This is a genomic window from Pseudomonas japonica (assembly GCF_900188455.1).
GTDB classification, from domain to species: Bacteria; Pseudomonadota; Gammaproteobacteria; order Pseudomonadales; family Pseudomonadaceae; genus Aquipseudomonas; species Aquipseudomonas japonica.
The window spans coordinates 97665-122446 of sequence record NZ_FZOL01000013.1 but is presented as its reverse complement, the minus strand read 5'-3'; the positions used below and the strand labels follow the sequence as shown (position 1 = coordinate 122446).

Here is a 24782-nt window from a genome sequence, read left to right as displayed (position 1 = left end):
GGCGTTCGGTGCCACGCTGGTCGTGGTCAGCGTGGCGGGCGCGTCAACGGTCTCGAAGAGGATGCACGACATGACAGATTCACAGCAGCAAGACAGGGCGGCGCAGGCGCGCGCGCGCTTTCGTGAAGACCAGCTCCGGCGCCGCGCCGAGACGCGGATGCTGGCACCGCTGGAGCTGGAGGCGGGCGCGATCGTCGATGTCGACGGTACCCTGCACAAGGATTTCCTGCGCAACGACCTGGTGGTGACCATCCATGAATGGGACCTGCCACTCAGTCCGGGACTCACCGATACCCTGTACCTGGAATGGGCGCGCGGTCACGCGCCGCAGGAAAGCGATTTCATCGAGATCGCCAGCCAGGAAATCACCGCGCCGGTCGCCGATGGCACCTTCCCCCTGAAAACCCTGAAGATCCCCGTCGACCTGCTGCAGGTCGACGGGCCCTACACCCTGCGCTACTGGGTCTTGCGCTACAACCACGAGGAAGGCTATTCGCCACCGCTGCATATCGTCTGCGACGGCACCCGGCCCTGGTTCGACGAACGTCCACCGGCGCTGGTGCTGCCCGAGGTGCCGATCACCGATCAGTACCTGGTCGAGCATCCGCAGGGCGTGGTCGCCACCATCCCGGCCTATGCCGACCGCCAGCCCGGGGATGTGGTGACCTACCGCTGGATCGCCATGCCGCTGCCCGAGAACCCCGCCGACGTACCCATCGCCGGCAGCGCGCCGGTGACCGGCGAGCCCGCGCAGATCACCTTTTCCGCCGACACCGTGCGCGCGCAGGGTGACGGTGGCTGCGTGGTGTTCTACGAGCTGATGGACAAGGCCACCAACCTCAGTCGCCTGTCGTACTACACCTCGGTGGGCGTGGCCCTCGGGCCGCTGCCCACCGGTCTGCTGCCGCCGAAGGTGCCGCAGGCGGAAGGCGACAACCTGGTCGACCTGGCCGATGCCCGCGAAGGTGTGGTGGTGAGGATTCCCGAGTTCCAGAACGCCAAGCCCAGCGATCGCATCGAGGTGACCTGGGGCAGCACCGTGCTGTATGCCGAGGAAATCGGTTCTTCACCGGTGACCCCGATTCAGGTGTCGGTGCCGGCCTCGGTGCTGCGCAGCGAGTACGCCGATGCCCAGGGACCGCTGCCGACCAACGTCAGCTACCGGGTCCTGCGTGGCACGGTGCCCTTCGTCGCGCCGGCGATTTCCGTCGACGTGGATTTCTCGGTGATCGGCCCGCCGCGTCCCGAGCCCGACCCGGACTGGCCGGACCCGATCAACCCGGTCCTGGACATCCTGCAGACCCGCGGCAAGGTGTCGGGGAACCTCGATCACCTGGAGCGTGCCGATGCCGGGCAGGACGCCATGCAGAGCTTCCTCGCCTGGGCGCCGATCAATCCCGGCGAGATCGTCGAGTTCTACTGGAACAACGTGCCGGTTCCCGAGGCGCGCTTCATCGTCGAGGCCGGCATGGCGCCGGGCGATACCATCGCCGTGGAGATTCCCTGGTCCTATATCGAGGATGCCGGCAACAACGCGCAGATCCCCGTGTATTACCGCATCGGCTCGCCCGGTTCGAACAACTGGCAGCATTCGCCGACCGCGTACGTCAACGTCGAAGCGATCATCCTGACCCCCACCGCGCCCACGTTCCTCGGCCTGAGCCAGCCGCTGGGCTGGTTGACCTGTCGTTCGCTGTACGACGTCGACGACCCCAGCGAGCTGGACCCGGCGGTGCGCGTGCAGGTCCCGGACCTGAGCCGCTACCTCAGCGATGGCGATCAACTGACCCTGACCTGGACCCCGTGGAACCGTATCAGCGGCGGCGAAGTCATCAACGATGCGATCAAGACCGAGACCATCACCCTGGGTGGCGCGACCCCGGCGACGGGATTCGTCTGGCGGGTGCAGCCGTACGAGACCTACATCCTGCCGACCTACAACCCCGAAGGTGGTAGCCGCGATGGTCGGGCGCAGGTGGTCTATTCGTTCCAGATGGGCGACGAAACCGTGACCTCGCTGGATGTCGAGGCGGTGGTCTCGATGCACACCCCCACGAATTCCTGCCCGATTCCGCCCCCCTCGAACTGACCTCGGAGCGACAGCCCCGTGTTCGACCGATCACGGGGCTGTCGAATAAACCGTCAGTAACGTAAGGCCATTCCTACATCTTCTTAGGCTTGGCATCTGTAGTCTCGCCGCCGTTTCACGGTGAGCCGCTTGTCTGTTGGCGTGGGTTGACCGTGGTCACTTCCAGCCAGACGAGAGAACCCCTCAGATGACAGCCACTCCTCGCTTTCGCATGCGCCCCCTGGTCCGTGTGCTGAAACTCATGACCTTCGCTCCGCTGGTCCTGCTCGCGGATCACGCCCAGGGCCGCGAGCAGATCATCGATGAAAACACACCGCTGAAAAGCTACCGGATCGCCGACGGCGCGAAGCTGATCTCGAACGGCGCCAGCACCCTGGACATCCGTGCCGGGCTGGGTTCGATGCTCGACCTCAAGGCCACCACCGTCACCGCCACCGGCGCCCGGGCGGGCGTGACGCTGATCGGCGGCGAAGCGCGCATCGGCGGCGGCAGCCTGATCACCAGCGAGCGCCAGGGCCTGGTCCTGGGGCGCACCGGCAGCACCGGGTCCAGCGCCTGGGTCGATGGCAGTACCGTCATCGGCGCGACCGTCGGCGCCGGGGTCAGCACCTACAGCAGCCTGAACCTGCAGGGCAGCCAGGTCATCGGCAGCGGCGACGGCAGCCTCGGCATCGAACTGTTCGGCGGCACCCTGAACGCCAGCGCCAGCCAGATCAGCGGCGCCAGCCACGGCCTGTACCTGCGCCCCGACGACCATCTGCCGGGCACCACCGCCAAGGTGATCCTCGACGGCACCCGGGTCGAGGGCCGCGACGGCGCGGCGATCGTGGTCGGGTCGGCCTTTACCAGCGCCAGCGGCGATATCGAGGTGCGCAATGGCTCGACCCTGCTCGGCGGCGATGGCGTGCTGATCCAGGCCCAGGCCGGATCGAGCGCCAGCGTGCGCGTCGACGACAGTCACCTGGACGGCGATATCGTCGCCGAGGAGGGCGCGGCGCTGCGTCTGGTCCTGCAGAACCGCGCGACCCTCAGCGGGCAGTTGCACAACGTCGAGCACCTGGCGCTGAACAGCCAGGCGCAGTGGAACCTGGTCGCCGATGGCGAGGTCGCCGAGCTGGCCATGGACGGTGGTTCGATCCGCTTCGGCGACGCGCAGGCGTTCCACCGCCTGACCCTGGGCAACCTCTCCGGCAACGGTCACTTCATCATGGACGCCGACTTCGCCACCGGGCAGACCGACTTTCTCGAGATCACCGGCAGCGCCAGCGGCACGCACACCGTGCTGGTGGGCAGCAGCGGTGCCGATCCCGCGGTCGACGGGCAATTGCACCTGATCCACGCCGCCGCCGGCGACGCGGCGTTTTCCCTGGTCAACGGCGAGGTGGACCTCGGCACCTTCTCCTACGACCTGGTGCAAAACGGTAACGACTGGTACCTGGATGCCTCGCTGAAGACCATCAGTCCCGCCACCCAGAGTGTGCTCAGCCTGTTCAACGCCGCGCCGACGGTGTGGTACGGCGAGCTGTCGTCGCTGCGCAGCCGCATGGGCGAGCTGCGCCTGAATGGCGCCCAGGCCGGTGGCTGGGTGCGCAGCTACGGCAACAAGTACCGGGTCGACAGCACTTCCGGGGCGGCCTACGAGCAGGTCCAGCACGGCGTTTCCCTCGGTGCCGACGCGCCGCTGCCGGTCGGCGACGGGCAATGGCTGGTGGGGCTGATGGCGGGTCACAGCCGCTCGGAGCTGAGCCTGCGCCGTGGCTCCTCGGGCACCGTCGACAGCTACTACGCGGGGGCCTACGCCACCTGGCTGGACCAGCACAGCGGTTACTACTTCGATGGCGTGCTCAAGTTCAACCGCCTGCAGAATGCCTCGACCGTGATGCTCAGCGACGGCCAGCGCACCCAGGGCGACTACGCCAGCCATGCCCTGGGCAGCTCGCTGGAATTCGGCCGGCATCTCGCCCTGGACGACGGCTGGTTCGTCGAGCCGTATACCCAACTGGCGGCGCTGGTCGTGGAGGGCCAGACCTATGCCCTGGACAACGGCCTGCAAGCCGATGGCGAGCGTACCCGATCCCTGCTCGGCAAGGTGGGCAGCAGCTTCGGGCGCACCTTCGAGCTGGGCGCGGGGCGCAAGGTCCAGCCCTATGTGCGTCTGGCCTATGCCCATGAATTCGCCACGGGCAACGAGGTACGGGTCAACGACAACGTCTTCGCCAATGACCTGTCCGGCTCGCGCGGCGAGGTCGGTGCCGGTGTCGCCGTGGCACTGGTGCGCGGCCTGCAGTTGCATGCCGACTTCGACTACAGCCATGGCCAGGCCATCGAGCAGCCCTGGGGCGCCAACCTCGGTCTGCGCTACGACTGGTAGCACTGTCCGACCTGATAGTTCTGTCAGTTACCTCGGCGCGGCACTTGCCGTTAAATGAAGCTCGTCACCCGTTTGCCGAGGAGCTTCGCGATGCCCAGCCCACTCACCGATGGCCAGGCCCTGCTCGACCCGCCGCACATTGATGTGCTGCTCGACGACATCGAAGGCGGCGACAGCAATCTGCTGCCGCGGGAGGCCTGGCAGGTCCCGTTGCGTATCGACTTTCCCATGTGGAACAACTCCGCGCCGGCGCCGGGCTTTCCCGAGCGCCTGGTGCTGCTGTGGAACGGCATCGCCATCGGCGAACGCACCTGGACCGCTCCGGTGCAGCCCGACGAGCTGTTTCTCAAGGTCGAGCCGCACTGGTTGAGCGAAGGGCAGCACACGCTGGTCTACGAGGTCACCATCTACAACAGCGAGTTCGCTAGCTCGCGGCCGCTGCTCATCACCATCGACAAGACCCGGCCTGAGCTGGGCGTCGACCACGGCCGGCTGCTGTTTCCCGTGCGGGTGATCGACGAGGGCATCACCGCCCGCTACCTCGAAGAACATCAGGACCAGGTGCTCGCCGAAGTGCCGGCCTACCATCACCCTGTGCCGGGGGATCTGCTCGACTGGTACTGGGACGCCGAACCCTTCGAGTTCAATCACGCCGGCACGCGCATGCTCACCCAGGACGACCTGCAGCAGCCGCTGCACCTGGTGTTCGACGGCGCGATGATCCGTGCCCGCGGCGACGGTCCGCGCTTCGTCCACTACCGGATCACCGACCGCTCGGGCAACCCGAGTGCGCAGGCGCGTCCGGTGACGGTACAGGTCGAGGCCACGCCCGTGCCGCGGGAGCTGCGCTGGCTCGATGTGGACAAGGCCGTGGGCACTGGTGCGCGGATCGATCTCGATCCCCTCGATGTAGAGCACGGCACCGTGGCGCTGCTCGACAGCGAGGTGACGATCCATCCCCAGGAACGGGTCTGGGTGCAGTGGGGCGCGCCCGGCAGCACCGGGGCGTTGCGCGCCTTGCTCGATACCGGCGGCGGGCCGCGCCTGTGCGTGATTCCGGCACGGCACATCGCGCCCTACATGGGCAAGACGCTGCCGCTGTACTACGAAGTCGTCGATGCCGAGCAGTCCTGGACCTCGGCGCTGCGCGAGGTGCGGGTGGCGACGGTCAGCGGGGGCTTCCCGACGATCCAGTGCTGGCAGGTCAGCGGCAATCTCCTGCGGCTGAGCGATGTCCCGGCCAGCGGCGCCCGCCTGTTCCTCCAGCCCTGGTTCATGATCGATACCGGGCAGATGCTCAACATCACCGTGAATGGCGTCGGCAATGTCGGGCAACCCCTGCAATGGCGGGTGCTGTACCAGCATCGGGTGACCGCCATGGAGGTCTTCAACGGCATCGGAGCGAGCGGCGGCGTGGTGATTCCGCGCGCCTTCCTGCAGCAACTGCGGCGCAACAACGTGTTCAGGGTCGCGGTGCATGTCAGCTTCGATGCCGGAGACACCTGGCCGCCGGAGCCAGCGCCGAATTTTCCCGAGCTGGCGCCGGTCCTCGTGGATTGAACGCGGGGGCTGGATTCAGGACAGCTCGATCAGGCCTTGCGACAGCGCCTTGAGCAGCGCCGCGCTGCGCGAGGTGACGCCGAACTTGCGGCGGATGTTGCAGAAGTGAAAGTTCACCGCCGATTCACTGCATTGCAGGATGTGCGCGATTTCCCAGGAGGTCTTGCCCGCGGCGCTCCATTGCAGAACGACTTTCTCTCGCAAGGTCAGCCTGATCGAGGACGGGGAAGTGTACGGGGCATGGGGCAGGGCATCGGCGGCGAAAGACTGGCCAGCGGTAGCCGTCTGGGACTGGAACATGGGCGTGGCTCCTGACGTTTGGTCCGTGCGGACCGCTGCGCGAGCGATCCATTCGAGGAGGTACGCTGACACTTATATGCTTCTTTGCCCGGCTTGAAACCTGACAAAAATATCAGTTCGCGACTCTCGCTACCTGGCGGTTCTGCCAGTTTGATCGGCGCGCGCGCTGGCTTATGGTGAGTCAACCCGACCCTGGAGAACGAGCATGCAGACTGACTCTCCCAGCGCTTCGCGCGCATTGCTGCTGGCCGTCGATCGACACGCCAGCCCGTTGCTGGAGACGCGTGAAGGACAGTCGCGCAGGCAGGTCTTTTCCCCGTATGGCCGCCGCGCCACGGCACCGGGGGAGGGCGCGGCGCTGGGCTTCAACGGTGAGTACCTGGAGCCCGGCGGTGTCTATCTGTTGGGCAGCCATCGCGCCTACAGCCCGGCCCTGCGGCGCTTCTGCCAGCCGGACAGCCTCAGCCCGTTCGCCGCGGGCGGGTTGAACGCATATGCCTACTGCCTGGGGGATCCGGTGAATCGTATCGACCCGGACGGGCGCGTTCCGCTGTTGGCGATCTTCGTTGTCTCGAGCGTGGTGGCGGCGGGGGGATTCATCGGTGCGATTGCCACCGAGGAGAAGATCCAGGGCCTGCTGATCGCGGTTACCGTGATCGCCGGGATTGGGGCGCTGGCCTCGGGTGGGGGCATGATGATCAAGCGCAGCGCGGCAGCGACTCGCGCGAGGATGGGCAGGCAGGACTCGCATTCCATGTCGCCGGAGCCCGCCGCGCAGAATGTCATACCGCTGCAAGCGCTGCGCCCGACGTCAGGATCTGATTCACCTCCGGCCTACCGCCTTGGCACGCCGCCGGCCTACCGCGAGGACACACCTCCGCCGAATTATCAGCCGTCGCCGTCGTCATCGGGCATCCACTCGGAGGCGGCGTCGAATCGCATCGGTCTTGTTAGCCATATGCAGCCACGCTCACCCACAGGGTCGATAGCCAGTGGCATGAGCAGACACGGTTCCTTCGGCTCCCTGGGCGGTTCCTCTGGCGGGGGCTGGTCGTCGAGCTCTTCCATCGGACGCGGCTGGATGAGCGATGGACCAACGTCGTCCCCGCCTCCCCGTGTCAGGGGGAGGGGGATTCGCCAAACTCCTTAGCCAATACCGCAATAGCCGCCCATTCATGGAGACCGACGCCATGCAATCTGCTCGTTTCACACCTGCCCGTTCGCTGCTGCTGGCCGCGAACCGGCTCAACACGCCGATGGTCGAGATGCACGGGCAGCGCAGGCTTGTCCGGTGCTTCTGCGCCTATGGCACGCACTCGGCAGCGCGGGATGCCGTCGGTTTGCTGGGATTCAACGGCGAGTACCTGGAGCATGGCGATCTCTACATTCTGGGCAGTTACCGCGCCTACAGCCCGGCGTTGCGCCGCTTCCACCAGCCGGACAACCTCAGTCCCTTTGGTGCCGGTGGTCTCAACGCCTATGCCTACTGCGTGGGGGATCCGGTCAACCATATCGATCCCGACGGACATAAGACTTTGCAGTGGGTATTCGGGATTTCCAGCGTAAGCATGCTGGGGGCACTGGCGGGCTCGATAACCAGCAGAGGCGTGGGGCAGGAAGTGCTGATCACCCTAACCATGATCACCGCCTTCAGCATGTTCGTTTCCGGGGGGATGATGCTCTTCAAACGTCAGTCGGTGTCTGGTCGCGCTGGCTTGCGGCGACAGGAGCCTTCCGCACGATCCTTTCCATCGGTACCAGATAATTGGGACCTCGACCCACCGCCAGGCTATTTCACCTCCGGACCGCCCTTGCCGCACGGGTCGCCACCCCCTGTCCACAAGGCTCGGCCAATGTCGCGGAGCAGCAGCACCTCGACCCTGTTCGATCTTGACCGTACCCCTCCCGCATCCCCACGCGATTTTCGCGGGACGTCGCTGGACAACCTGCAGGGTTCGCTGTCCAGGGCCAGCCGTGAATCCGGGTACATCACCGCGCCATCCTCACCCGCGGTTTCCATCCGCGGCCAGAGGTCACTCCGGCGTCGTTCAAGCGCTTCTGACCTGGGCTACTGATATTTTTGTCAGTTGTTGCATCGGCGGCCGCTTGCTAGCGTGAGGCCTACACAGCGGTCATGTCCCAGGAGACGCAATCATGACTGGACGCAACGAAGGACCCGCCTGCTCGGCCGATCTGCGGCAGGTGCTGGACGAAGTCAATCTGAACTACGACCTGGATTTCTCCGAGTTCCAGGTCCTCCATGATGCCGCCGACGAGCGCCTGGACGCCCTGGTGCGGCGTTACGGCCATCGTCGCGAATCGCAGTCGTTGCAGCAGTTCCAACTGGCCTGCGACCAGATGGCGAAGATGCTCCAGGTGTCCTGCCTGGCCATGCAGCGCGCGCACTTGAACGAGCAGGAGCGTTATCAGGTGCGCGAAGCCTACGAATTCCAGGTGGCCTATATCCAGGCCTGCCTGCAGCGCTCGTTCGAAGGTTTCTGAGCGCCAGCGGCGGCGCAGCAGGGCGCTTTGGCCGATTGCTGACCGGAGTGCCATCGCTGATGGCGGTTCCGGACATTGCTCACCCTCCGATGGTTGCGGACAATCGATGTCAGTTTTTTCCGCATCAGGCCGTCAGTCATGTCGCAACAGATCTTCTTCGCTCACGCCAACGGCTTTCCCTCGGCCACCTACGGCAAGCTCTTCGCCGGACTGGCGCCGGATTACCAGGTCAGGCATCTGCCGCAGCACGCCCATGACCCGCGCTTTCCGGTAGGCGACAACTGGCTGCTGCTGGTGGACGAGCTGATCCACCATCTGGAGCAGCAGGCCGAACCGGTGTGGGGCGTCGGCCATTCCCTCGGCGGTGTCCTTCATCTGCATGCGGCGCTGCGTTGCCCGCAGCTGTATCGCGGGGTGGTGATGCTCGACTCGCCGGTACTGACCCTCGCCGACCAGTGGCTGATCCGGCTGGCCAAGCGCTGGGGCTTCATCGACCGCATCACCCCGGCCGGGCGCACCGAGGGGCGCCGCGAAACTTTCGCCGACCTTGACCAGGCCCGTGCCTATTTCGCCGGCAAGTCGCTGTTCCGCGCCTTTGATCCGGAATGCCTGGAAGCCTACCTGCAACATGGCCTGAAGCAGGAAGGCGAGGGCTGGCGCCTGCGTTTCGATCCGGCCATCGAGATGCAGATCTATCGCAGCATCCCGCACACCCGCCCGGCCCATCCCGGCAAGCTGAAAGTGCCGCTGGCCATGGTTCGCGGCAGCGACAGCCGGATTGTCCGCGCCCATCACGCCCAGGCGGTGCAACGCATGCCGCTGGGGGAAAACCACAGTGTCGCCGGTGGCCACATGTTCCCGCTGGAGCGTCCGGACGACACCGCACGGCTGATCCGCACCGTGTTCCAGCGCTGGGAGGGACGGCAGGCATGAGTCATCAGGTCGAAGAAGTGCGTCTGGACCTCGGTCATATCGAACTGGCCGCGCATCTGTACGGGCCGCCGGACGGTCGCCCGGTCATCGCCCTGCATGGCTGGCTGGACAACGCCAACAGCTTCGCGCGCCTGGCGCCGAAACTGCACGGCCTGCGCATCGTCGCCCTGGATTTCGCCGGGCACGGCTATTCCGGACATCGTCCGCCCGGCGCCGGCTATACCCTGGCGGACTACGCCCACGATGTCCTGCGGGTCGCCGAGCAACTGGGCTGGGAGCGCTTCTCCCTGCTCGGGCATTCGCTGGGGGCGATCGTTTCGGTGATCCTCGCCGGCAGTCTGCCGGAGCGTGTCGTGCGCCTGGCGCTGATCGACGGGGTGATTCCACCAGGCGCGGCGGCGCAGGACGCCGCCGAGCGCATGGGCATGGCCCTGGAGGCGCAGTTGCGCCATGAGAGCAAGCGCAAGTCGGTGTATGCCGAACTGGAGCGGGCGGTGGAAGCCCGCATGAAAGGCATGGTCGCGGTCACCCGCGAGGCCGCCGAGCTGCTGGCCCAGCGTGGCCTGGTGCCGGTTCCCGGCGGTTTCAGCTGGCGCAGCGACAGCCGCCTGACCCTGCCGTCGCCGCTGCGCATGAGCGAGGAACAGGCCCTGAGCTTCGTCCGGCGCATCGCCTGCCCGACCACCCTGGTGGTGGCCGACGACGGCATGCTGGCGCGCAACACGGCGTTGCTGGAGCAGCTACCCTTCACGCTGGAACATTTGCCCGGTGGTCATCACCTGCACGTGAACGACGAAGCCGGCGCAATGCTTGTTGCAGACTGTTTCAATCGCTTCTTTGCCATTCCTTGACTTGTATCGGGCAACTGTCGAGGCTTGGCGGGTTTTGATCAGGGAGACAATCATGACCCAGCACGACAGCCGCCCCCTTCCTTCTGGCCACGCCGGTCACGCCGGCGAGGTTCGCCGATGAGTGCCGTCCAGTCCGTTCTTGCCGGTCTGTTGCTGATCACCGGTGCCGCCCATGCCGCCGGCGATCTGCCGATTCCCCAGGATGCCAAGGTGTTCGACGAGCAGCCTGCGAAGGAGCAGGAACGCGTCTATCCGCTGGGCGCGCTGCGCAAGATCAGCGGCCAGTTGCGCATGGAAGGCAAGATCGAAAGCCGTGGCCAGGTCAGTTCCACCACCTGGCAATTGCCGCCGGAGCGCACTGCCGCCGAGGCCTTCGGCCTTGCCCGCGAGGCGCTGCAGGCCGATGGCGGCTATCCGTTGTTCTGGTGCGAGAAGCGCGACTGCGGTGAAAGCAGCCTGTGGGCCAACGAGATCTTCCGCAACGCCCGCCTGTACGGCTCGGACGAAGACCAGGCGTTCATCCTCCTGCGCCGCAGCGGCGACGACCACGACACCCTGGTCGCGCTGTATGCCATCACCCGCGGCAACAAGCGCGCCTACCTGCACGTCGAGCAGTTCGAGGCCAACCAGCCCCTTGGCGAACTGCTGCCGACCCCGGCCACGGTGCTGCGTGAGTTGCGCAGTACCGGCAAGCTCGACTATCCGGACCTCGACGGCGAACCGCCGGCAACCTGGGTGGCGCTGCTGGCGCGCAGCCTGAACCTGGACAGCAGCCTGCGGGTCAGCCTGACCGGGGCGAAGGCGCCGGTGTGGAGCGAGCAGTTGAGTGCGGCGGGTGTGCGGGCGGCGCGACTGGAGACCGGCGACAAGCCGGCTGCTGGCCTGCATGTCGAACTGATTCGTTAGGAGTGCGCTATCCCCCCGTAGGAGCGTGGCTCGTCGTGTGACGAACCACCGCGAAGGACCGCAAAGCGGTCCCCGGATTGCCAATGTGAGCCGGGACCGCGTTGCGGTCCTTTCGCGGGCAAGCCACGCTCCTACGAGGATGGCAGCCGGTTTGTCTGTTCTTGTTCCGTGTAAGAGGCCCCCATGCTCAACAACGATCGCCTGCTGGTGCAGATTCTCCTGCTGGCCTTACTGGGCGCGGCTCTCTGGGTCATGGCCCCGTTCATTTCCGCGTTGCTCTGGGGCGCGATCCTGGCGTATGCCAGCTGGCCGCTGATGCGCCTGGTGACGCGGCTGTGCGGCGGTCGCGAGACCCTCGCGGCGAGCCTGCTCACCACCCTCTGGCTGATCCTCGTGGCACTGCCGCTGATCTGGCTGGGCTTCAACCTGGCCGACCATGTGCGTGACGCCACCGCGTTCATCCGCGACGTGCAGGTCGACGGCCTGCCGGACCCACCGGCCTGGCTGGGCAGCATCCCGTTCCTGGGCGAGCGCCTGGTCGGCTACTGGAACACCATCGACCAGCAGGGCGCGGCCTTGCTGACCACGGTCAAACCGTACCTCGGCCAGGTCGGCAACTGGCTGCTGGCGCGCAGCGCGCAGATCGGCAGCGGCATAGTCGAGCTGATCCTCAGCCTGGTCTTCGTGTTCTTCTTCTATCGTGACGGCCCCCGGCTGGCGGCTTTCGTTCTGCGCCTGCTGGAACGGCTGATCGGCGAGCGCGGCCAGCATTACCTCGACCTGGTCGCCGGCACCGTGCAGCGCGTCGTCAATGGCGTGATCGGCACCGCCGCGGCCCAGGGCCTGCTGGCCCTGATCGGTTTCCTCATCGCCGGGGTGCCGGGGGCGCTGGTCCTCGGCCTGGTCACCTTCATGCTCAGCCTGATCCCCATGGGCCCGCCGCTGGCGTGGATTCCCGCCACCGCCTGGCTGGCCTGGAAGGGCGACTACGGCATGGCGATCTTCCTCGGCATCTGGGGCACCTTCATCATCAGCGGCGTGGACAACGTGCTCAAACCCTACCTGATCAGCCGCGGCGGCGACCTGCCGCTGGTGATCGTGCTGCTCGGGGTGTTCGGCGGACTGCTGGCGTTCGGCTTCATCGGCCTGTTCATCGGTCCGACCCTGCTGGCGGTGGGCTACAGCCTGCTGGTGGACTGGTCGAACCACGACACCACGGCAAAACAGCCCTAGGGAAAATACCGGTCAGTCAAGCCTATTGAGGCCGCTTTGCGGCCCTTCGCGAGCAAGCTCGCTCCCACAGGATTGCACGTATCTTGTGGGAGCGAGCTTGCTCGCGAAGGGCTGCGAAGCAGCCCCAACATGGGATCCTTAATCCAGTTCCAGCTTGGCCTCGATGCGATCCAGATGCAGGTGCATCAGACGCAGCGCGGCCTCGCTGTCGCCATCCTCCAGGGCATCCACCAGCGCCGCGTGTTCTTCCCAGGCGCAATGCTCGCAACCGTGCTGTTCGTACTTGGCGATGATCAGCGAGGTCATCGGCACCAGGCCGTTGAGAAAACGCGTCAGTGGCGCGTTGTCGGCGATCTCCGCCAGCTTCAGGTGAAACTCGCCGCCGAGGCGAATTGCCGTGCAGCGCTGGCCCTGCTCATGACTCAGGCGTTCGCGGGCGATCAGCTCGCGCAACTGGCGCAGTTGCCCGGGTCGTGAGCGCCGCGCGGCCAGTTCGATCAGGGTGGTTTCCGCCAGCCGCCGGGCGCTCAGGACCTGGCGCGCCTGCCGCGGGTCCGGCGCCGCCAGGCGCGCGGTATGGGCCGGGCGCTGGACGATCACCTGCTGGTCCGACAGCCGCCCCAGTACCCGACGGATCACCGTGCGGCTGACCCCGAAGGCCTGGCCGAGGGCCAGTTCGGTCAGCGGGGTGCCGGGTGTCAGGCGCTGTTCGAGGATCGCGTCGAACAACTGCGGATAGATGTCCTCCGCGGACATCCGGCGTGCGCCGCCGGCCATGAGGAAGGGCAGGGAAGTGTTCATGCTCGCACTCCTGGAATTCAACGACCCGGCTGTTCGTCCGGGATCTTCAGTTCGATACCCATGCGCCGGCCTTCCTGCAGGATGTGCCGGCGCATCTGCGCGCTGGCCTGGGCGCTGTCCTTGTTGCGGATGGCGCGGACCACCGCTTCGTTCTCTTCCAGCCGCGCGGCCAGGTGCTCGGGGGACTTGCGCAGCACCTGGGCGCTCTGTTTGAGGGCATTGCTGGTCTGCTGCACCACGCTCTGGAAGATCGGGTTGGAGGTCAGGGCGAACAGCGCCTCGTGGAAGGCGATGTAGGCATTGACCCCGGCCTCGGCATCGTCGGCGTCGAGGGCTTCGCGCATGTCCATCAGGGTCAGGCGCAACTGGCCGGTTTCCTGGTTGCTGATGGATTGCGCCACCAGCCCGACGATGAAGGGTTCGAGGGTGTAGCGCAGTTGCAGGACATCCTCCAGGCTGGCCTCGGCCACCGCGGCCGGGACCAGCGTCGGCTCGGCGCTGTCGGCGTCGAGCACCAGCACGCCCTTGCCGGGCATGGAGCGGACCAGGCCAAGGGTTTCCAGCACGGTCACCGCCTCGCGCAGGCTCGGTCGGCTGATGCCCAGTTGCTCGGCCAGCTCACGCTGGCCCGGGAGCATCTCGCCGCAGCGCCACTGTCCGCGGGCCAGGGCCTGGCGCAGTTTCTCGACCACGCCGTTCACTACTGTCGATGAGGTGATCACATGTTGCTCCGTGAGAGGTCAGTCATACCTTAGGCTCTGTACGAAATGCATCCGAGCTCGCCCATGCTGCGTTGAAAACGGGCTCGGAATGCTCATTTACTCCAGTAAAGTCGGGCGCGACCCCGGCCGTTCCTCGCCCGTTTTCGCCTTGCCTGGCCTTCGCTCGAATACATTTCATACAGACCCTAGAACTCCTGTTGATGGGCCGTCTTGCGCGCCTGGAAGCCGTAGCCCTGCTTGCCGCTGAGCACGTTGTGCGCGCGGTCGAGATCGATGTCCTTCTCCCAGCGGGCGATGGCCACGGTAGCCACGCAGTTGCCGATCAGGTTGGTGAGGGCGCGGCCGATGCCCATGAACCAGTCCACCGCCAGCACCAGGACCAGGCCCACCACGGGGATCGCCGGAATCGCGGTGAGGGTCGCGGCGAGGATCACCAGCGCCGAGCCGGGGATGCCGTGGGCGCCCTTGGAAGTCACCAGCGACACCAGGAGGATGGTCAGCAGGTCGGTCATGGCCAGCGGCGTGCCGGTAGCGTTGGCGATGAACACGATGGCCAGGGTCAGGTAGATGGAGAAGCCGTCGAGGTTAAAGGAATAGCCGGTGGGAATCACCAGGCCGACCGTGGAACTGCCGATGCCCAGGTGTTCGAGCTTGCGCATGATCTGCGGCAGTACCGCGTCGGACGAAGCGGTGCCGAGGACGATGGTCAGTTCTTCGCGCAGGTACTTGAGCAGGGGCAGCAGCTTGAGTCCGGACAGGCGCATCACCAGACCGAGGATCACCAGCACGAAGCCGGCGCAGGTCAGGTAGAACAGCGCCACCAGGCCGCCCAGGTGCTGCAGCGAGTCGAGGCCGTATTTGCTGGTGGTGAAGGCGATGGCGCCGAACACGCCGATCGGTGCCAGGCGCACGATCATGCCCATGATGCGGAAGATCACATGGCTCAGTTCGTTGATCAGCCGCGAGATGCCCGAGGCCGACTCGCCCACCAGGTTCAGCGCGCTGCCGAACAGCACGGAGAACAGCAGAACCTGGAGGATGTTGTTGTCGGCGAAGGCACCGACCACCGAGGTGGGGATCAGGTCCATGAGGAACGCGGCGGTGCCGTGGATGTGCTGGCCGCGCTCGGCGAGGGCGCCGGCTTCGCTGCTGGACAACTGTTCCAGATGGATGTTGGCACCGCTGCCGATGCCGGTGCTGAAGGCGAACACCAGGCCCAGGATCAGGGCGATGGTGGTCAGGACTTCGAAGTAGATCACCGATTTCAGGCCGATGCGCCCGACTTTCTTCAGGTCGCCGGCACCGGAAATGCCGCTGACCACCACGCAGAACACGATCAGGCCGATCAGCATCTTGATCAGCTTGATGAAGCCGTCACCTAGAGGTTTGAGTTGCAGGGAGAGGTCGGGAAAGCTCAGGCCACAGGCGATGCCGAGCATCAGGCCGAGCACTACTTGGAGGAAGATCGAACGCGAGCACCATTTGAGCATGGGAGGGATCTCTGGTCGGTGTCCTGGCTGCCGTGTGATGGCGCGTCGGACTTAATTATTGTGGTCTTACCGGTATGTCCAGTGCGGGGCCAGTGTGCGCCCGATTTTTCCACTCCGCAAGGGTCTGGCCGATAATTGGTTTTACCGGTCTGACCAGTTGAGTCGTAGCTTGCTTGTTCATCGAGGGCCGCGAACCATTTCGTCGCGGTGTGTGTGCCTACGGCTCGGACAGGGCCTGGTCGACGGCGGCGATCAGTTTGCGCAAGTCCTGGCGCGGGGCTTTGTGGATGACCCCGAACAGGTAGGCGCGCTGTTCGTCTTCGCTGTCGAGGTCGGTGAAAAAGGCAGTGAGGCGGACGCCCAGAATACGGGCAAATACGAACAGCGCTTCGACACTGGGGGTATAGGTACCGGTTTCGAAGCGGCTTATGGTCTTGGGGTCGAAGCCGGCTTTTTCGCCGAGTTCAGCCTGGGTGAGCCCGGCAACCTTGCGATAGCGTCTGATGGCTGACCCCAAACTTGAAATTTCCATCGCTCAATTCCCTTTTAGAATCAAGAACTTAACGATAAATAATTTTAAAGGACAACCTCCAGTGCCATCACCTTGCATTGCAAAAGGTGATGCTTCTCGTAGAATTTGCACCCTGGACAGGTTTTCCCGCAGCGGGTTTCGCAGAGATCAACCCGTGCTTTTCCTGCGGCTCATGGAGCTTTATCGTGCGTCTCGACTTGCCAATTACTACGATGGAACGGACATTTCCGAGTGGGGTGGGGCATGGATGAAACCTACCGCACGGCGGTGGACGCCGCCGCTATCTTCTCCGAGACCGACCTCAGCGGTCGCATCACCTACGTCAACGACCAATTCTGCATCGTTTCCGGCTACAGCCGCGAAGAGCTGCTGGGCGCCGATCACCGCATCCTCAATTCAGGCCAGCATGAGCCGGAAGTGTTCAGTGATATGTGGCGGACCCTGACGTCCGGTCAGGTGTGGAAGGGCGAGTTGTGCAACCGCGCCAAGGACGGTTCGCTGTACTGGGTCGACAGCACCATCGTGCCGTTGTTCGACAGCGAGACGGGCAAAGTGCGCAAGTACGCCTCGATTCGTTTCGACGTCACCCACAAGCGCCAGTTGCTGCATACCCTGCAATGGCGGGTCGGACACGACATGCTCACCGGCCTGCCCAATCGTTCCTGCCTCGGCGAACTGCTCGACGAAGCCGTGCAGCGCGCCCGCGCGACCAAGACGCGGCTGGCGGTGTGCATGCTCGACCTGGATGGCTTCAAGGCGGTCAACGATGGCTACGGCCACGCCAGCGGCGACCTGCTGCTGGTGGAAGTGGCGAGGCGCCTGAAGCGCTTTCTCGGTGCTGGCGATGCCGTGGCGCGGCTGTCCGGCGACGAGTTCGTGATGATCCTCGGCGACCTCCAGGGCCCGCCGTGCCTGCAGGACATTCTCGAGCGCGTGCTGCGCTCGATCGCCGTGCCCTGCGTGATTCGCGGGCGCTCCATCAGCGTCAGCGCGAGCATCGGCGTGACCCAGTTCCCCAGCGACAACGACGACGCCGATACCCTGCTGCGGCATGCCGACCAGGCCATGTACCTGGCCAAGCAGCGCGGGCGCAATCGCTACCACCTGTTCGACGTGTCGCTGGACAAGGAGGTCAAGGCCACTCACCAGACTGTCGAGCAGGTGCGCCACGCCTTGCACCATGGCGATCTGGCGCTGTACTACCAGCCCAAGGTCAACATGCGCAGTGGCGCGGTGGTGGGTTTCGAGGCGCTGCTGCGCTGGAATCACCCGCTGCGCGGGGTGGTGCCGCCGGGGGACTTCCTGCCGCTGGTGGAGCGTACCGACCTGATCGTCGATATCGGCGAATGGGTGATCGACCGTGCGCTGGCGCAGATGCAGCACTGGCAGGCCATGGGCTGCTACTGGCCGGTCAGCGTCAACATCGCCGCGCGGCATTTCCAGCGTGACGACTTCGTCGCGCGCCTGCAGCGCCTGCTGGCGCGGCATGCCGCGGTGGCGCCGGACATGCTCGATCTGGAGATCGTCGAGTCGGTGGCGATCGAGAACATCCAGCGGGTCGGCGATTGCCTGGAGGCCTGCCAGCGTCTCGGCGTGCGCTTCTCGCTGGATGATTTCGGCACGGGCTATTCGTCGCTGAGCTATCTCAAGCGCCTGCCGACCCAGACCATGAAGATCGACAAGTCCTTCATCCAGGACATCCTCCACGACCAGGATGACCTGGCCCTGACCCGCGCGGTGATCGGCCTGGCCCAGGCGTTCGGTCGCCAGGTGATTGCCGAGGGGGTGGAGACGGTGGCCCATGGCGAGCTGCTGATGGATCTGGGCTGCGATGTTGCCCAGGGCTATGGCATCTCGCGTCCGATGCCGGCGGGGCAGGTGGTGGAGTGGGTGGCGCGCTTCGAGCAGCCGCGGGAATGGCGGGTGAAGGCGGTGTAGGGGGGGGCTCTGCCTGTGGCCTCATCGCGGGCAATGCCCGCTCCCACAAGGATCGCGTGCACCGCTGACCTTGTGGGAGCTGGCTTGCCAGCGATAGGCATGGGTATCTACACATCTCTGGAAACCTGGCGGAAACCGCATCAAGGCCGCCAGGTGCCTGTCTTGAGCCCTACAGTGCCTGTGAGATCGAGCGCCGCCCGCGCGGCGCATCGCGAGCTCGCTCGCTCCTACATTTTTTGCAACGTGCCATGGCCTGTGAGAGCGGCGTTGCCAGCCTTTGGTGCCTGGCGATTCATCGTGGGGAGGCTTTTGGGCTCGACGCGGTACCGCATCGTACCAACAAGGCGGTCAACCATGGCCTGTCAGGCATAGGTACGTTGCAACGAATGTAGGAGCGAGCGAGCTCGCGATGCGCCGCGCGGGCGGCGCTCGATCTGGAGGGCGCTGCAAGACTCAAGACGGGCACCTGGCGGCCTTTATGCGGTTCCCCGCCAGGCCGTCAAAGATGTGTAGATACCCATGCAGCGATAGGGCCAGAGCAGGCTACATGGAAGCCTACAGTTGTGGCGCGGTGTTCTTCACCACCGCCAGCTCCGGATGCGCCACCAGCTTGTCGATATGCAGTTCGTCATTGTTCATCCAGGTCTCGGTCAGCACCCGGTAATGCTCCATGTCGCGACAACGCATGCGCAGGCTGTAGTCGAAATGCCCGCTGATCAGCTGGCACTCGAACACCTGCGGGCAGGCCCGCACACAGGCCTCGAAGGCCTTCTGCGCGGAACGCCCGCTCTGGTTCGACAACGCCACCAGGACCAGCAGCGACAGCCCCGGCGAGACCATCTGCACATCGATGATCGCCCCGTAACCGCGGATCACCCCGCGCCTCTCCAGCTTGCGCACCCGCTCCAGGCAGGGCCTGGGGGTCAGGTGCACCAGTGACGACAGCTTCTCGTAGGTGATGCGCCCGTTGTGGCGCAGCACGTCGATGATCGCTTCGTCGATGCGGTCCAGCGGCGGCGTGGCGTGGGGGGAGTTGGCCTTGGTATCCATGGTGGCGATGTTTCACTTCAAGCGGTTGGAAAGAAATTGCTGCAGGCGCTGACTCTGCGGCTGATCGAGAATGCTCGCGCTTCCCTGTTCCTCGACCAGCCCCTGATGCAGGAACAGCACCTGGCTGGACACCTGACGGGCAAAGCCCATCTCGTGGGTGACCATGAGCATGGTACGACCTTCCTCGGCCAGCGTCTGTATCACCTTGAGGACTTCTCCTACCAGCTCTGGGTCAAGGGCTGACGTCGGTTCGTCGAACAGGATGATCTCCGGCTCCATCGCCAGGGCCCGGGCGATCGCGACCCGCTGTTGCTGGCCGCCGGAGAGGAACGCCGGGTACTGCTCGGCGGCGCGCGCCGGCAGGCCGACCTTGTCCAGGTAGGTGCGCGCCCGTGCCTCGGCGTCCTGCTGGCTGACGCCGAGTACCCGGCGTGGCGCCATGGTGATGTTTTCCAGCACGGTCATGTGGCTCCACAGGTTGAAGTGCTGGAACACCATGGCCAGGCGCGTGCGCAGGTTCTGCAGTTGCGCCGGGTGCGGGCCGCGGCCCTGGCGCATCTCGATGGTCTGGCCGTCGAGGGTGATGGCGCCGGCGTCCGGCTGTTCGAGGAAGTTGATGCAGCGCAGCATGGTGCTCTTGCCCGAGCCGCTGGCGCCGATCAGGCTGATCACGTCGCCCTTGCGTGCCTGCAGCGAGACGCCCTTGAGTACCTGGTGATCGCCGTAGCTCTTGTGCAGCGAGTCCACCGTCAGTTTGATCGCGGCGCTGCTGGTGGCGGCCATGGGTTCGGCGGTGAAGGTGGATTGGGTCGACAAGGCGTGTGCGGAAGTGGTCATGGGTCAGCCTCGGGAAGGAACGAGAAAACGCATCCAGCGTCGTTCGGCCAGGCGGAACAGCCCGACCAGCGCGAAGGACAGCAGCATGTACAGGAGCGCGGCGATACCGAAGGCCTGGAAGGTCAGGAAGGTCGCGGCGTTGGCGTCGCGGGCCACCTTGAGGATGTCGGCGATGGTCGCGGTGAAGGCCAGCGAGGTGGCGTGCAGCATCAGGATCAGTTCGTTGCTGTAGGCCGGCAGGGAGCGCCGCAGCGCCGCCGGCAGGACCACGAACAGGTTGAGCTTCCAGCCATGCAGGCCGTAGGCCTGGGCCGCCTCGATCTCGCCGTGGGGGATGTTGCGGATGGCGCCGGCGAAGATTTCCACGGTGTAGGCGCAGGTGTTGAGGACGAACGCCAGCAGGGTGCAGTTCAGGGCGTTGCGGAAGAAGCGGTCGAGCAGGTCGTGATCGCGTATCACCTCCAGGCCATAGAGGCCGGTGTAGCAGATCAGCAACTGGATATACAGCGGGGTGCCGCGGAACAGGTAGGTATAGAACTCCACCGGCCAGCGCAGCCAGGGCTTGCGTGATACCCGCGCCAGCGCCAGGGGCAGCGAGAGGAAGAAGCCGGCGACCATGGTGACGACGAACAGCCACAGGGTCATCGCCAGCCCGGAGAGCCCGGCGCCATCGTGGTAGAGGTAGGCCAGGCCGTATTCCTGGATCAGTTCGATCATGATGTCAGCCCTTTGATGCCGGTGTTGAAGCGCCGTTCCAGCCGCTTGAAGAGGCGGTTGGAGAGGGTGGTGATGAGCAGGTAGACCAGCCCGGCGATGATCAGGAAATACAGGACGTTGCTGGTGCTCTTGCCGGCGTTCTGCGCGGCTTTGACCAGGTCGGCCAGGCCGATGATCGAGACCAGCGCGGTGGACTTGAGCAGCACCAGCCAGTTGTTGCCCAGCCCCGGCAGGGCGAAGCGCATCAGTTGCGGGAACAGCACCAGGCGAAAGCGCTGCGCGCGGCTCAGGCCATAGGCGGTAGCCGCTTCCAGCTGTCCGGCGGGCACGCTGAGGATCGCGCCGCGGAAGTTCTCGGTGAAGTAGGCGCCATAGATGAAGCCGAGGGTCAGCACGCCGGCGGCGAACGGATCGATCTCGAAGTAGCCCCAGCCCATCCACTCGGTGAAGTCGTTGAGCCAGATCTGGAAGGTGTAGAAGATCAGCAGGATCAGGACCAGGTCCGGGACGCTGCGGATCAGGGTGGTGTAGAGGGTGGCGGGCAGGCGCAGCAGGCGCAGCGGCGAGAGCTTGGCGCTGGCGCCGATCAGGCCCAGCAGCAGGCTCAACGCCAGGGACAGCAGTGCCAGCTTGAGGGTCATCCAGGTGCCTTGCGCCAACAGCGGGCCGAAGCCCTGCAGGCTCAGGGCCTGCAAGCCGACAGAGTGAAGGAAGTCGTTCACGGGAAAATCTCGATGGGCGCTCGTGGTGCCGCCGACCAGGCGCGAGCCCGGTCAGCGGCCGGCGGGGTTACTCGTTGTAGATATCCAGATCGCCGACGTACTTCTGCTGGATCTTCGCGAAGGTGCCATCGGCCAGCACCGCGGCGATGCCCTTGTTGAGCAGGGCCTTGAGTTCGGCGTCGTTCTTGCGCACGCCCATGGCGATGTCCAGCGGCAGGGTCGGATCCTTGATCGCCGGGCCGCTCTGGAAGTCGGCGCCTTCGGGTTTGGTGAGGAAGTTGAGCTGGGCTTCCAGCTTGTCGGTGACGGTGGCGTCGAGACGGCCATTGATCAGGTCGGCGTAGTTCTGGTCCTGGGCCTGGTAGGCCTTCACTTCGGCGCCCAGCGGTGCCAGCTTGGCGCGGGCGTAGGCTTCCTGCAGCGAGCCCTGCAGCACGCCGACCTTCTTGCCCTTGAGGGATTCCGGGGTTTCGCCGAAGCCGGCGCCCTTGCGCACGATCACCGAGGTCGGGCTGAGGAACAGGCGATCACTGAAATCGATCTGCTTCAGGCGTGCCGGGGTGACCGCCATGGACGACATGATGGCGTCGAACTTGCGTGCGCGCAGCGCCGGGATCATGCCGTCGAATTCGTTGTGTACCCAGGTGCATTTGACTTCCAGCTTGGCGCAGATCGCATTGCCCAGCTCGATGTCGAAGCCCTGCAGGCTGCCGTCGGCGGCGACGGACTCGAAGGGGGGATATTCGGGGAAGACGCCAAAGCGGATTTCTTTCCATTCCTGGGCCTGGGCCGCGCTGGCGCAGAGTGGCAGGAGCAGGACGCCGAGAAGTTTTCGCAGCGAAGTCATAGATGTGGTCCCTGTGTTTTGTAGTTGATGTAGGGCAGTGAAACGCTTCGTAGGCCTAGGCCTCGTGGTCTTGTAATGACTCTTCGGTCGGGGCTCAGGATGCGCGATGACAGCGGATTTTTTGTGTCGTTCGGGCCGGTGCCGACTACCGGAATATGTTGTTAGTGCTGCATCGGCAGCCGATTCGGCTGGAGCACCTCCTGTTTTGGCTTTGCGACAGCGGTTTCCGATCCGCCGCGGGGCTGCCGCGGCGGATTCGGCTGGGTCAGGCGCGCTTCTTCTGCACCGCGGTCACCGCGGGCTGAAGCAGGGCGTAGAGGTCTTTCGGGTCGCGCAGGTCCGGTACCAGCTCGATCTCGCTGCCGATCTCCAGGGCCTTGGCCACATCCAGCACGTAGCGCAGTGCGGAGTAGTCCTCGATGGCGAAGCCGACGGAGTCGAACAGGGTGACCTGGTCGGCTGCCTGGCGACCCTCGATCTCGCCGTTCACCAGTTGCCAGAACTCGGTCACTGGCGAGTCGGCCGGCATTTGCTGGATCTCGCCTTCGATGCGGCTCTGCGGTTCGTATTCGACGATTACCCGGGCATGTTCGACGATGTCGCGGTGCAGCTCGGTCTTGCCCGGGCAGTCGCCGCCGACGGCGTTGAGGTGCATGCCCGGCTCGATCATCTCCGGGGTGAGGATGGTCGCGCAGGCCTTGTCGGCGGTGACCGTGGTGACGATATCGGCGCCGCGCACCGCGTCCGCCACCGAGGCAGCCTTGACCAGGCGGATGCCCGGGTAGGCGGCGAGGTTGGCGGCGAGCTTCTCGGTGGCCTGTGGGTCGAGGTCGTACAGGCGGATCTCTTCGATACCGAGCAGGGCATGGAAGGCGATGGCCTGGAACTCGCTCTGCGAGCCGTTGCCGATCAGCGCCATGCTGCGGCTGTCCGGGCGGGCCAGGTAGCGCGCGGCCAGGGCCGAGGTCGCGGCGGTGCGGATCGCCGTGGTCAGGGTCATTTCGCTGAGCAGCAGCGGCTTGCCGGTATCCACGTCGCCGAGGGCGCCGAAGGCCATCACCGTGAGCATGCCGTGGCGGGTGTTCTTCGGATGGCCGTTGACGTACTTGAAGGCGTACAGGTTGGCGTCGGAGGCCGGCATCAGTTCGATCACGCCGTCCGGCGAGTGGTTGGCCACCCGTGCGCATTTTTCGAAGTCGTGCCAGCGCAGATAGTCCTGGCGGATGTACTCGGCCATTTCCTCCAGGCAAGTGGTCAGGCCCTTGCGGGCAACCAGGTGGCTGAGATCGGTCACGTCGATATAGCGGGTCATGATGGCGTCCTTCTGCTAGGCGGTTTCAGTTGCGAACGGGCAGGTGCACTTCGGCGAGCATGCAGCGCGCGCTGCCACCGCCAATGCGTTCGATATGGTCGATGTTCACCACCACCGGGTGGCTGTGGCGTTCGGCCTGGCGGCGTTGCGCCGGGCTCAGCGAGTTCCAGGCGCTGCGTGACATCACCAGCAGCGCCTGGCCTTGTTTGTCGTGCACTTCGAGCATGTTGCCGGCGAAGCCTTCGAGCTGGTCGAAGTCCAGGGCGAGGATGTCCTTGCCGGTGTCGCGCAGGCTGCGTTCGAGGGTGTAGCGTTCGGCGGCATTGGGCAGGGCGTCGAGGCAGACCACGGCGAGCTGACGGCCGACGCTCATCATGACGTTGCTGTGGTAGATCGGTGCCTGGTGACGGTCCACGGCATGAAACACGCAGAGGCGATAGTCCAGGCGCTCGGCGAATTCGCGCAGCGCCTCGCCGTGGGTGCGCCCGGAATGGCAGGCGTAGCTGATGCGGTGTTCGCGGTCGAGGACCATGCTGCCGGTGCCTTCGAGGAAGATCTCCTGTTGCTCCAGCGAACTGAGGTCGATGGTGTTGCGAATGGCGAAGCGCTCGTCGAGCACCCGCAGCACACCCTTGTCCCGTTCCAGGCGGCGGTTGCGGCCTTCCATGGGGTACAGCACCAGGCTGCCGTCGGCGTGGCTGCTCCACCAGTTGTTGGGAAAGATCGAGTCCGGGGTGTGCGGCGCCGGAGTGTCCTGCACCACCAGCACCTCCACGCCATGCTGGCGCAGGGTATCGACATAGCCGTCGAATTCTTCCAGCGCTTTGCGCTGTGCCGCCTCGGCGTCCAGCACGGGCTTCTGGAAACGGTTGTTGAGGGCGGTGTCCGGGTTGAAGGCGAACCGCGCCGGGCGGATCATCAGGACCGTATTTGTTGTTTGCATCGGGGCACGCATCCGGGGGTTGGCGATGCGACCATTGTCCTCCCGATGCCGGCGCAATCCCGGCTGAAGCATGTCAGACGCCCAGCCGGGAAAGCTGAAACCGGCGGTTTCGCAGCCGAATCGGCT

General features: G+C 65.3%; 23 protein-coding genes. 11 read left to right on the top strand and 12 right to left on the bottom strand.

Annotated elements, in window-relative coordinates; all coding sequences use genetic code 11:
• Positions 1 to 70: 70 nt before the first annotated feature.
• From CHB99_RS16995 to CHB99_RS16985, 3 genes are all read left to right on the top strand, one after another.
• A complete protein-coding gene (locus CHB99_RS16995; protein ID WP_052419406.1) occupies positions 71 to 2089 on the top strand; it encodes a hypothetical protein in 2019 nt (672 codons plus the stop codon).
• A gap of 187 nt (positions 2090 to 2276) precedes the next feature.
• Entirely contained in the window at positions 2277 to 4460 is a 2184-nt protein-coding gene (locus CHB99_RS16990; RefSeq protein WP_042123431.1) for an autotransporter outer membrane beta-barrel domain-containing protein, read from the top strand.
• Between the two features lie 90 nt (positions 4461 to 4550).
• Positions 4551 to 6020, top strand: a complete 1470-nt coding sequence (locus CHB99_RS16985) for a hypothetical protein (protein WP_052419407.1) — start codon at positions 4551 to 4553, stop codon at positions 6018 to 6020.
• Positions 6021 to 6035: 15 nt separating this feature from the next.
• On the opposite strand, the gene CHB99_RS16980 is transcribed toward CHB99_RS16985, so the two are convergent.
• Positions 6036 to 6320 carry a LuxR family transcriptional regulator gene (locus tag CHB99_RS16980; protein ID WP_042123433.1) on the bottom strand — a complete coding sequence of 95 codons (285 nt, stop codon included), beginning with the start codon at positions 6318 to 6320 and terminating at the stop codon, positions 6036 to 6038.
• Positions 6321 to 6525: 205 nt separating this feature from the next.
• On the opposite strand from CHB99_RS16980, the gene CHB99_RS16975 reads away from it, so the two are divergent.
• From CHB99_RS16975 to CHB99_RS16945, 7 genes are all read left to right on the top strand, one after another.
• Positions 6526 to 7470, top strand: a complete 945-nt coding sequence (locus CHB99_RS16975) for an RHS repeat-associated core domain-containing protein (RefSeq protein ID WP_052419408.1) — start codon at positions 6526 to 6528, stop codon at positions 7468 to 7470.
• A gap of 40 nt (positions 7471 to 7510) precedes the next feature.
• On the top strand, positions 7511 to 8395 hold the full coding sequence (locus CHB99_RS16970) for an RHS repeat-associated core domain-containing protein (protein WP_052419409.1): 885 nt from the start codon (positions 7511 to 7513) through the stop codon (positions 8393 to 8395).
• A gap of 79 nt (positions 8396 to 8474) precedes the next feature.
• Positions 8475 to 8822, top strand: coding sequence for a hypothetical protein (locus CHB99_RS16965; protein WP_042123434.1), 348 nt, complete (start codon positions 8475 to 8477; stop codon positions 8820 to 8822).
• A gap of 138 nt (positions 8823 to 8960) precedes the next feature.
• Positions 8961 to 9755 (top strand): alpha/beta fold hydrolase, encoded by a 795-nt coding sequence (locus CHB99_RS16960; RefSeq protein ID WP_042123436.1) that lies wholly within the window; start codon positions 8961 to 8963, stop codon positions 9753 to 9755.
• Positions 9752 to 10606, top strand: a complete 855-nt coding sequence (locus CHB99_RS16955; RefSeq protein ID WP_042123438.1) for an alpha/beta hydrolase — start codon at positions 9752 to 9754, stop codon at positions 10604 to 10606. Before CHB99_RS16960 ends, CHB99_RS16955 begins: the two co-directional genes overlap by 4 nt.
• Positions 10607 to 10723: 117 nt before the next feature.
• A complete protein-coding gene (locus CHB99_RS16950; RefSeq protein ID WP_042123440.1) occupies positions 10724 to 11512 on the top strand; it encodes a DUF4892 domain-containing protein in 789 nt (262 codons plus the stop codon).
• 183 nt (positions 11513 to 11695) lie between these two features.
• On the top strand, positions 11696 to 12745 hold the full coding sequence (locus tag CHB99_RS16945) for an AI-2E family transporter (RefSeq protein WP_042123442.1): 1050 nt from the start codon (positions 11696 to 11698) through the stop codon (positions 12743 to 12745).
• A gap of 138 nt (positions 12746 to 12883) precedes the next feature.
• Here CHB99_RS16945 and CHB99_RS16940 read toward each other — a convergent pair whose 3' ends face one another.
• From CHB99_RS16940 to CHB99_RS16925, 4 genes are all read right to left on the bottom strand, one after another.
• Positions 12884 to 13546 (bottom strand): GntR family transcriptional regulator, encoded by a 663-nt coding sequence (locus CHB99_RS16940; RefSeq protein WP_042123443.1) that lies wholly within the window; start codon positions 13544 to 13546, stop codon positions 12884 to 12886.
• Positions 13547 to 13563: 17 nt separating this feature from the next.
• Positions 13564 to 14268 (bottom strand): FadR/GntR family transcriptional regulator, encoded by a 705-nt coding sequence (locus CHB99_RS16935; RefSeq protein ID WP_042123445.1) that lies wholly within the window; start codon positions 14266 to 14268, stop codon positions 13564 to 13566.
• Between the two features lie 185 nt (positions 14269 to 14453).
• Positions 14454 to 15758: a C4-dicarboxylate transporter DctA gene (locus tag CHB99_RS16930; protein ID WP_042123448.1), complete on the bottom strand. Its 1305-nt coding sequence runs from the start codon at positions 15756 to 15758 to the stop codon at positions 14454 to 14456.
• 217 nt (positions 15759 to 15975) lie between these two features.
• Entirely contained in the window at positions 15976 to 16290 is a 315-nt protein-coding gene (locus CHB99_RS16925; protein WP_042123449.1) for a helix-turn-helix domain-containing protein, read from the bottom strand.
• A 243-nt stretch (positions 16291 to 16533) separates the two neighbouring features.
• Here CHB99_RS16925 and CHB99_RS16920 point away from each other — a divergent pair, with 243 nt between their 5' ends.
• Positions 16534 to 18228 carry a putative bifunctional diguanylate cyclase/phosphodiesterase gene (locus tag CHB99_RS16920; protein WP_042123452.1) on the top strand — a complete coding sequence of 565 codons (1695 nt, stop codon included), beginning with the start codon at positions 16534 to 16536 and terminating at the stop codon, positions 18226 to 18228.
• Between the two features lie 555 nt (positions 18229 to 18783).
• Here the strand turns inward: CHB99_RS16920 and CHB99_RS16915 are convergent.
• The 7 genes from CHB99_RS16915 to ctlX form a co-directional block, all read right to left on the bottom strand.
• Positions 18784 to 19278, bottom strand: coding sequence for an Lrp/AsnC family transcriptional regulator (locus CHB99_RS16915; protein ID WP_042126222.1), 495 nt, complete (start codon positions 19276 to 19278; stop codon positions 18784 to 18786).
• Between the two features lie 12 nt (positions 19279 to 19290).
• Entirely contained in the window at positions 19291 to 20061 is a 771-nt protein-coding gene (locus CHB99_RS16910) for an ABC transporter ATP-binding protein (RefSeq protein ID WP_089266577.1), read from the bottom strand.
• A 57-nt stretch (positions 20062 to 20118) separates the two neighbouring features.
• A complete protein-coding gene (locus CHB99_RS16905; RefSeq protein ID WP_042126226.1) occupies positions 20119 to 20832 on the bottom strand; it encodes an ABC transporter permease in 714 nt (237 codons plus the stop codon).
• Entirely contained in the window at positions 20829 to 21554 is a 726-nt protein-coding gene (locus CHB99_RS16900) for an ABC transporter permease (RefSeq protein WP_042126228.1), read from the bottom strand. Before CHB99_RS16900 ends, CHB99_RS16905 begins: the two co-directional genes overlap by 4 nt.
• A 67-nt stretch (positions 21555 to 21621) precedes the next feature.
• The gene (locus tag CHB99_RS16895) at positions 21622 to 22401 is read right to left on the bottom strand and encodes an ABC transporter substrate-binding protein (protein WP_042126231.1); all 780 of its coding nucleotides are present in this window, start codon (positions 22399 to 22401) and stop codon (positions 21622 to 21624) included.
• 265 nt (positions 22402 to 22666) lie between these two features.
• Complete coding sequence (locus CHB99_RS16890; protein ID WP_042126234.1) at positions 22667 to 23713, bottom strand: ornithine cyclodeaminase; 1047 nt, start codon at positions 23711 to 23713, stop codon at positions 22667 to 22669.
• 25 nt (positions 23714 to 23738) lie between these two features.
• Complete coding sequence (gene ctlX, locus CHB99_RS16885) at positions 23739 to 24656, bottom strand: citrulline utilization hydrolase CtlX (protein WP_042126389.1); 918 nt, start codon at positions 24654 to 24656, stop codon at positions 23739 to 23741.
• Positions 24657 to 24782 lie beyond the last annotated feature (126 nt).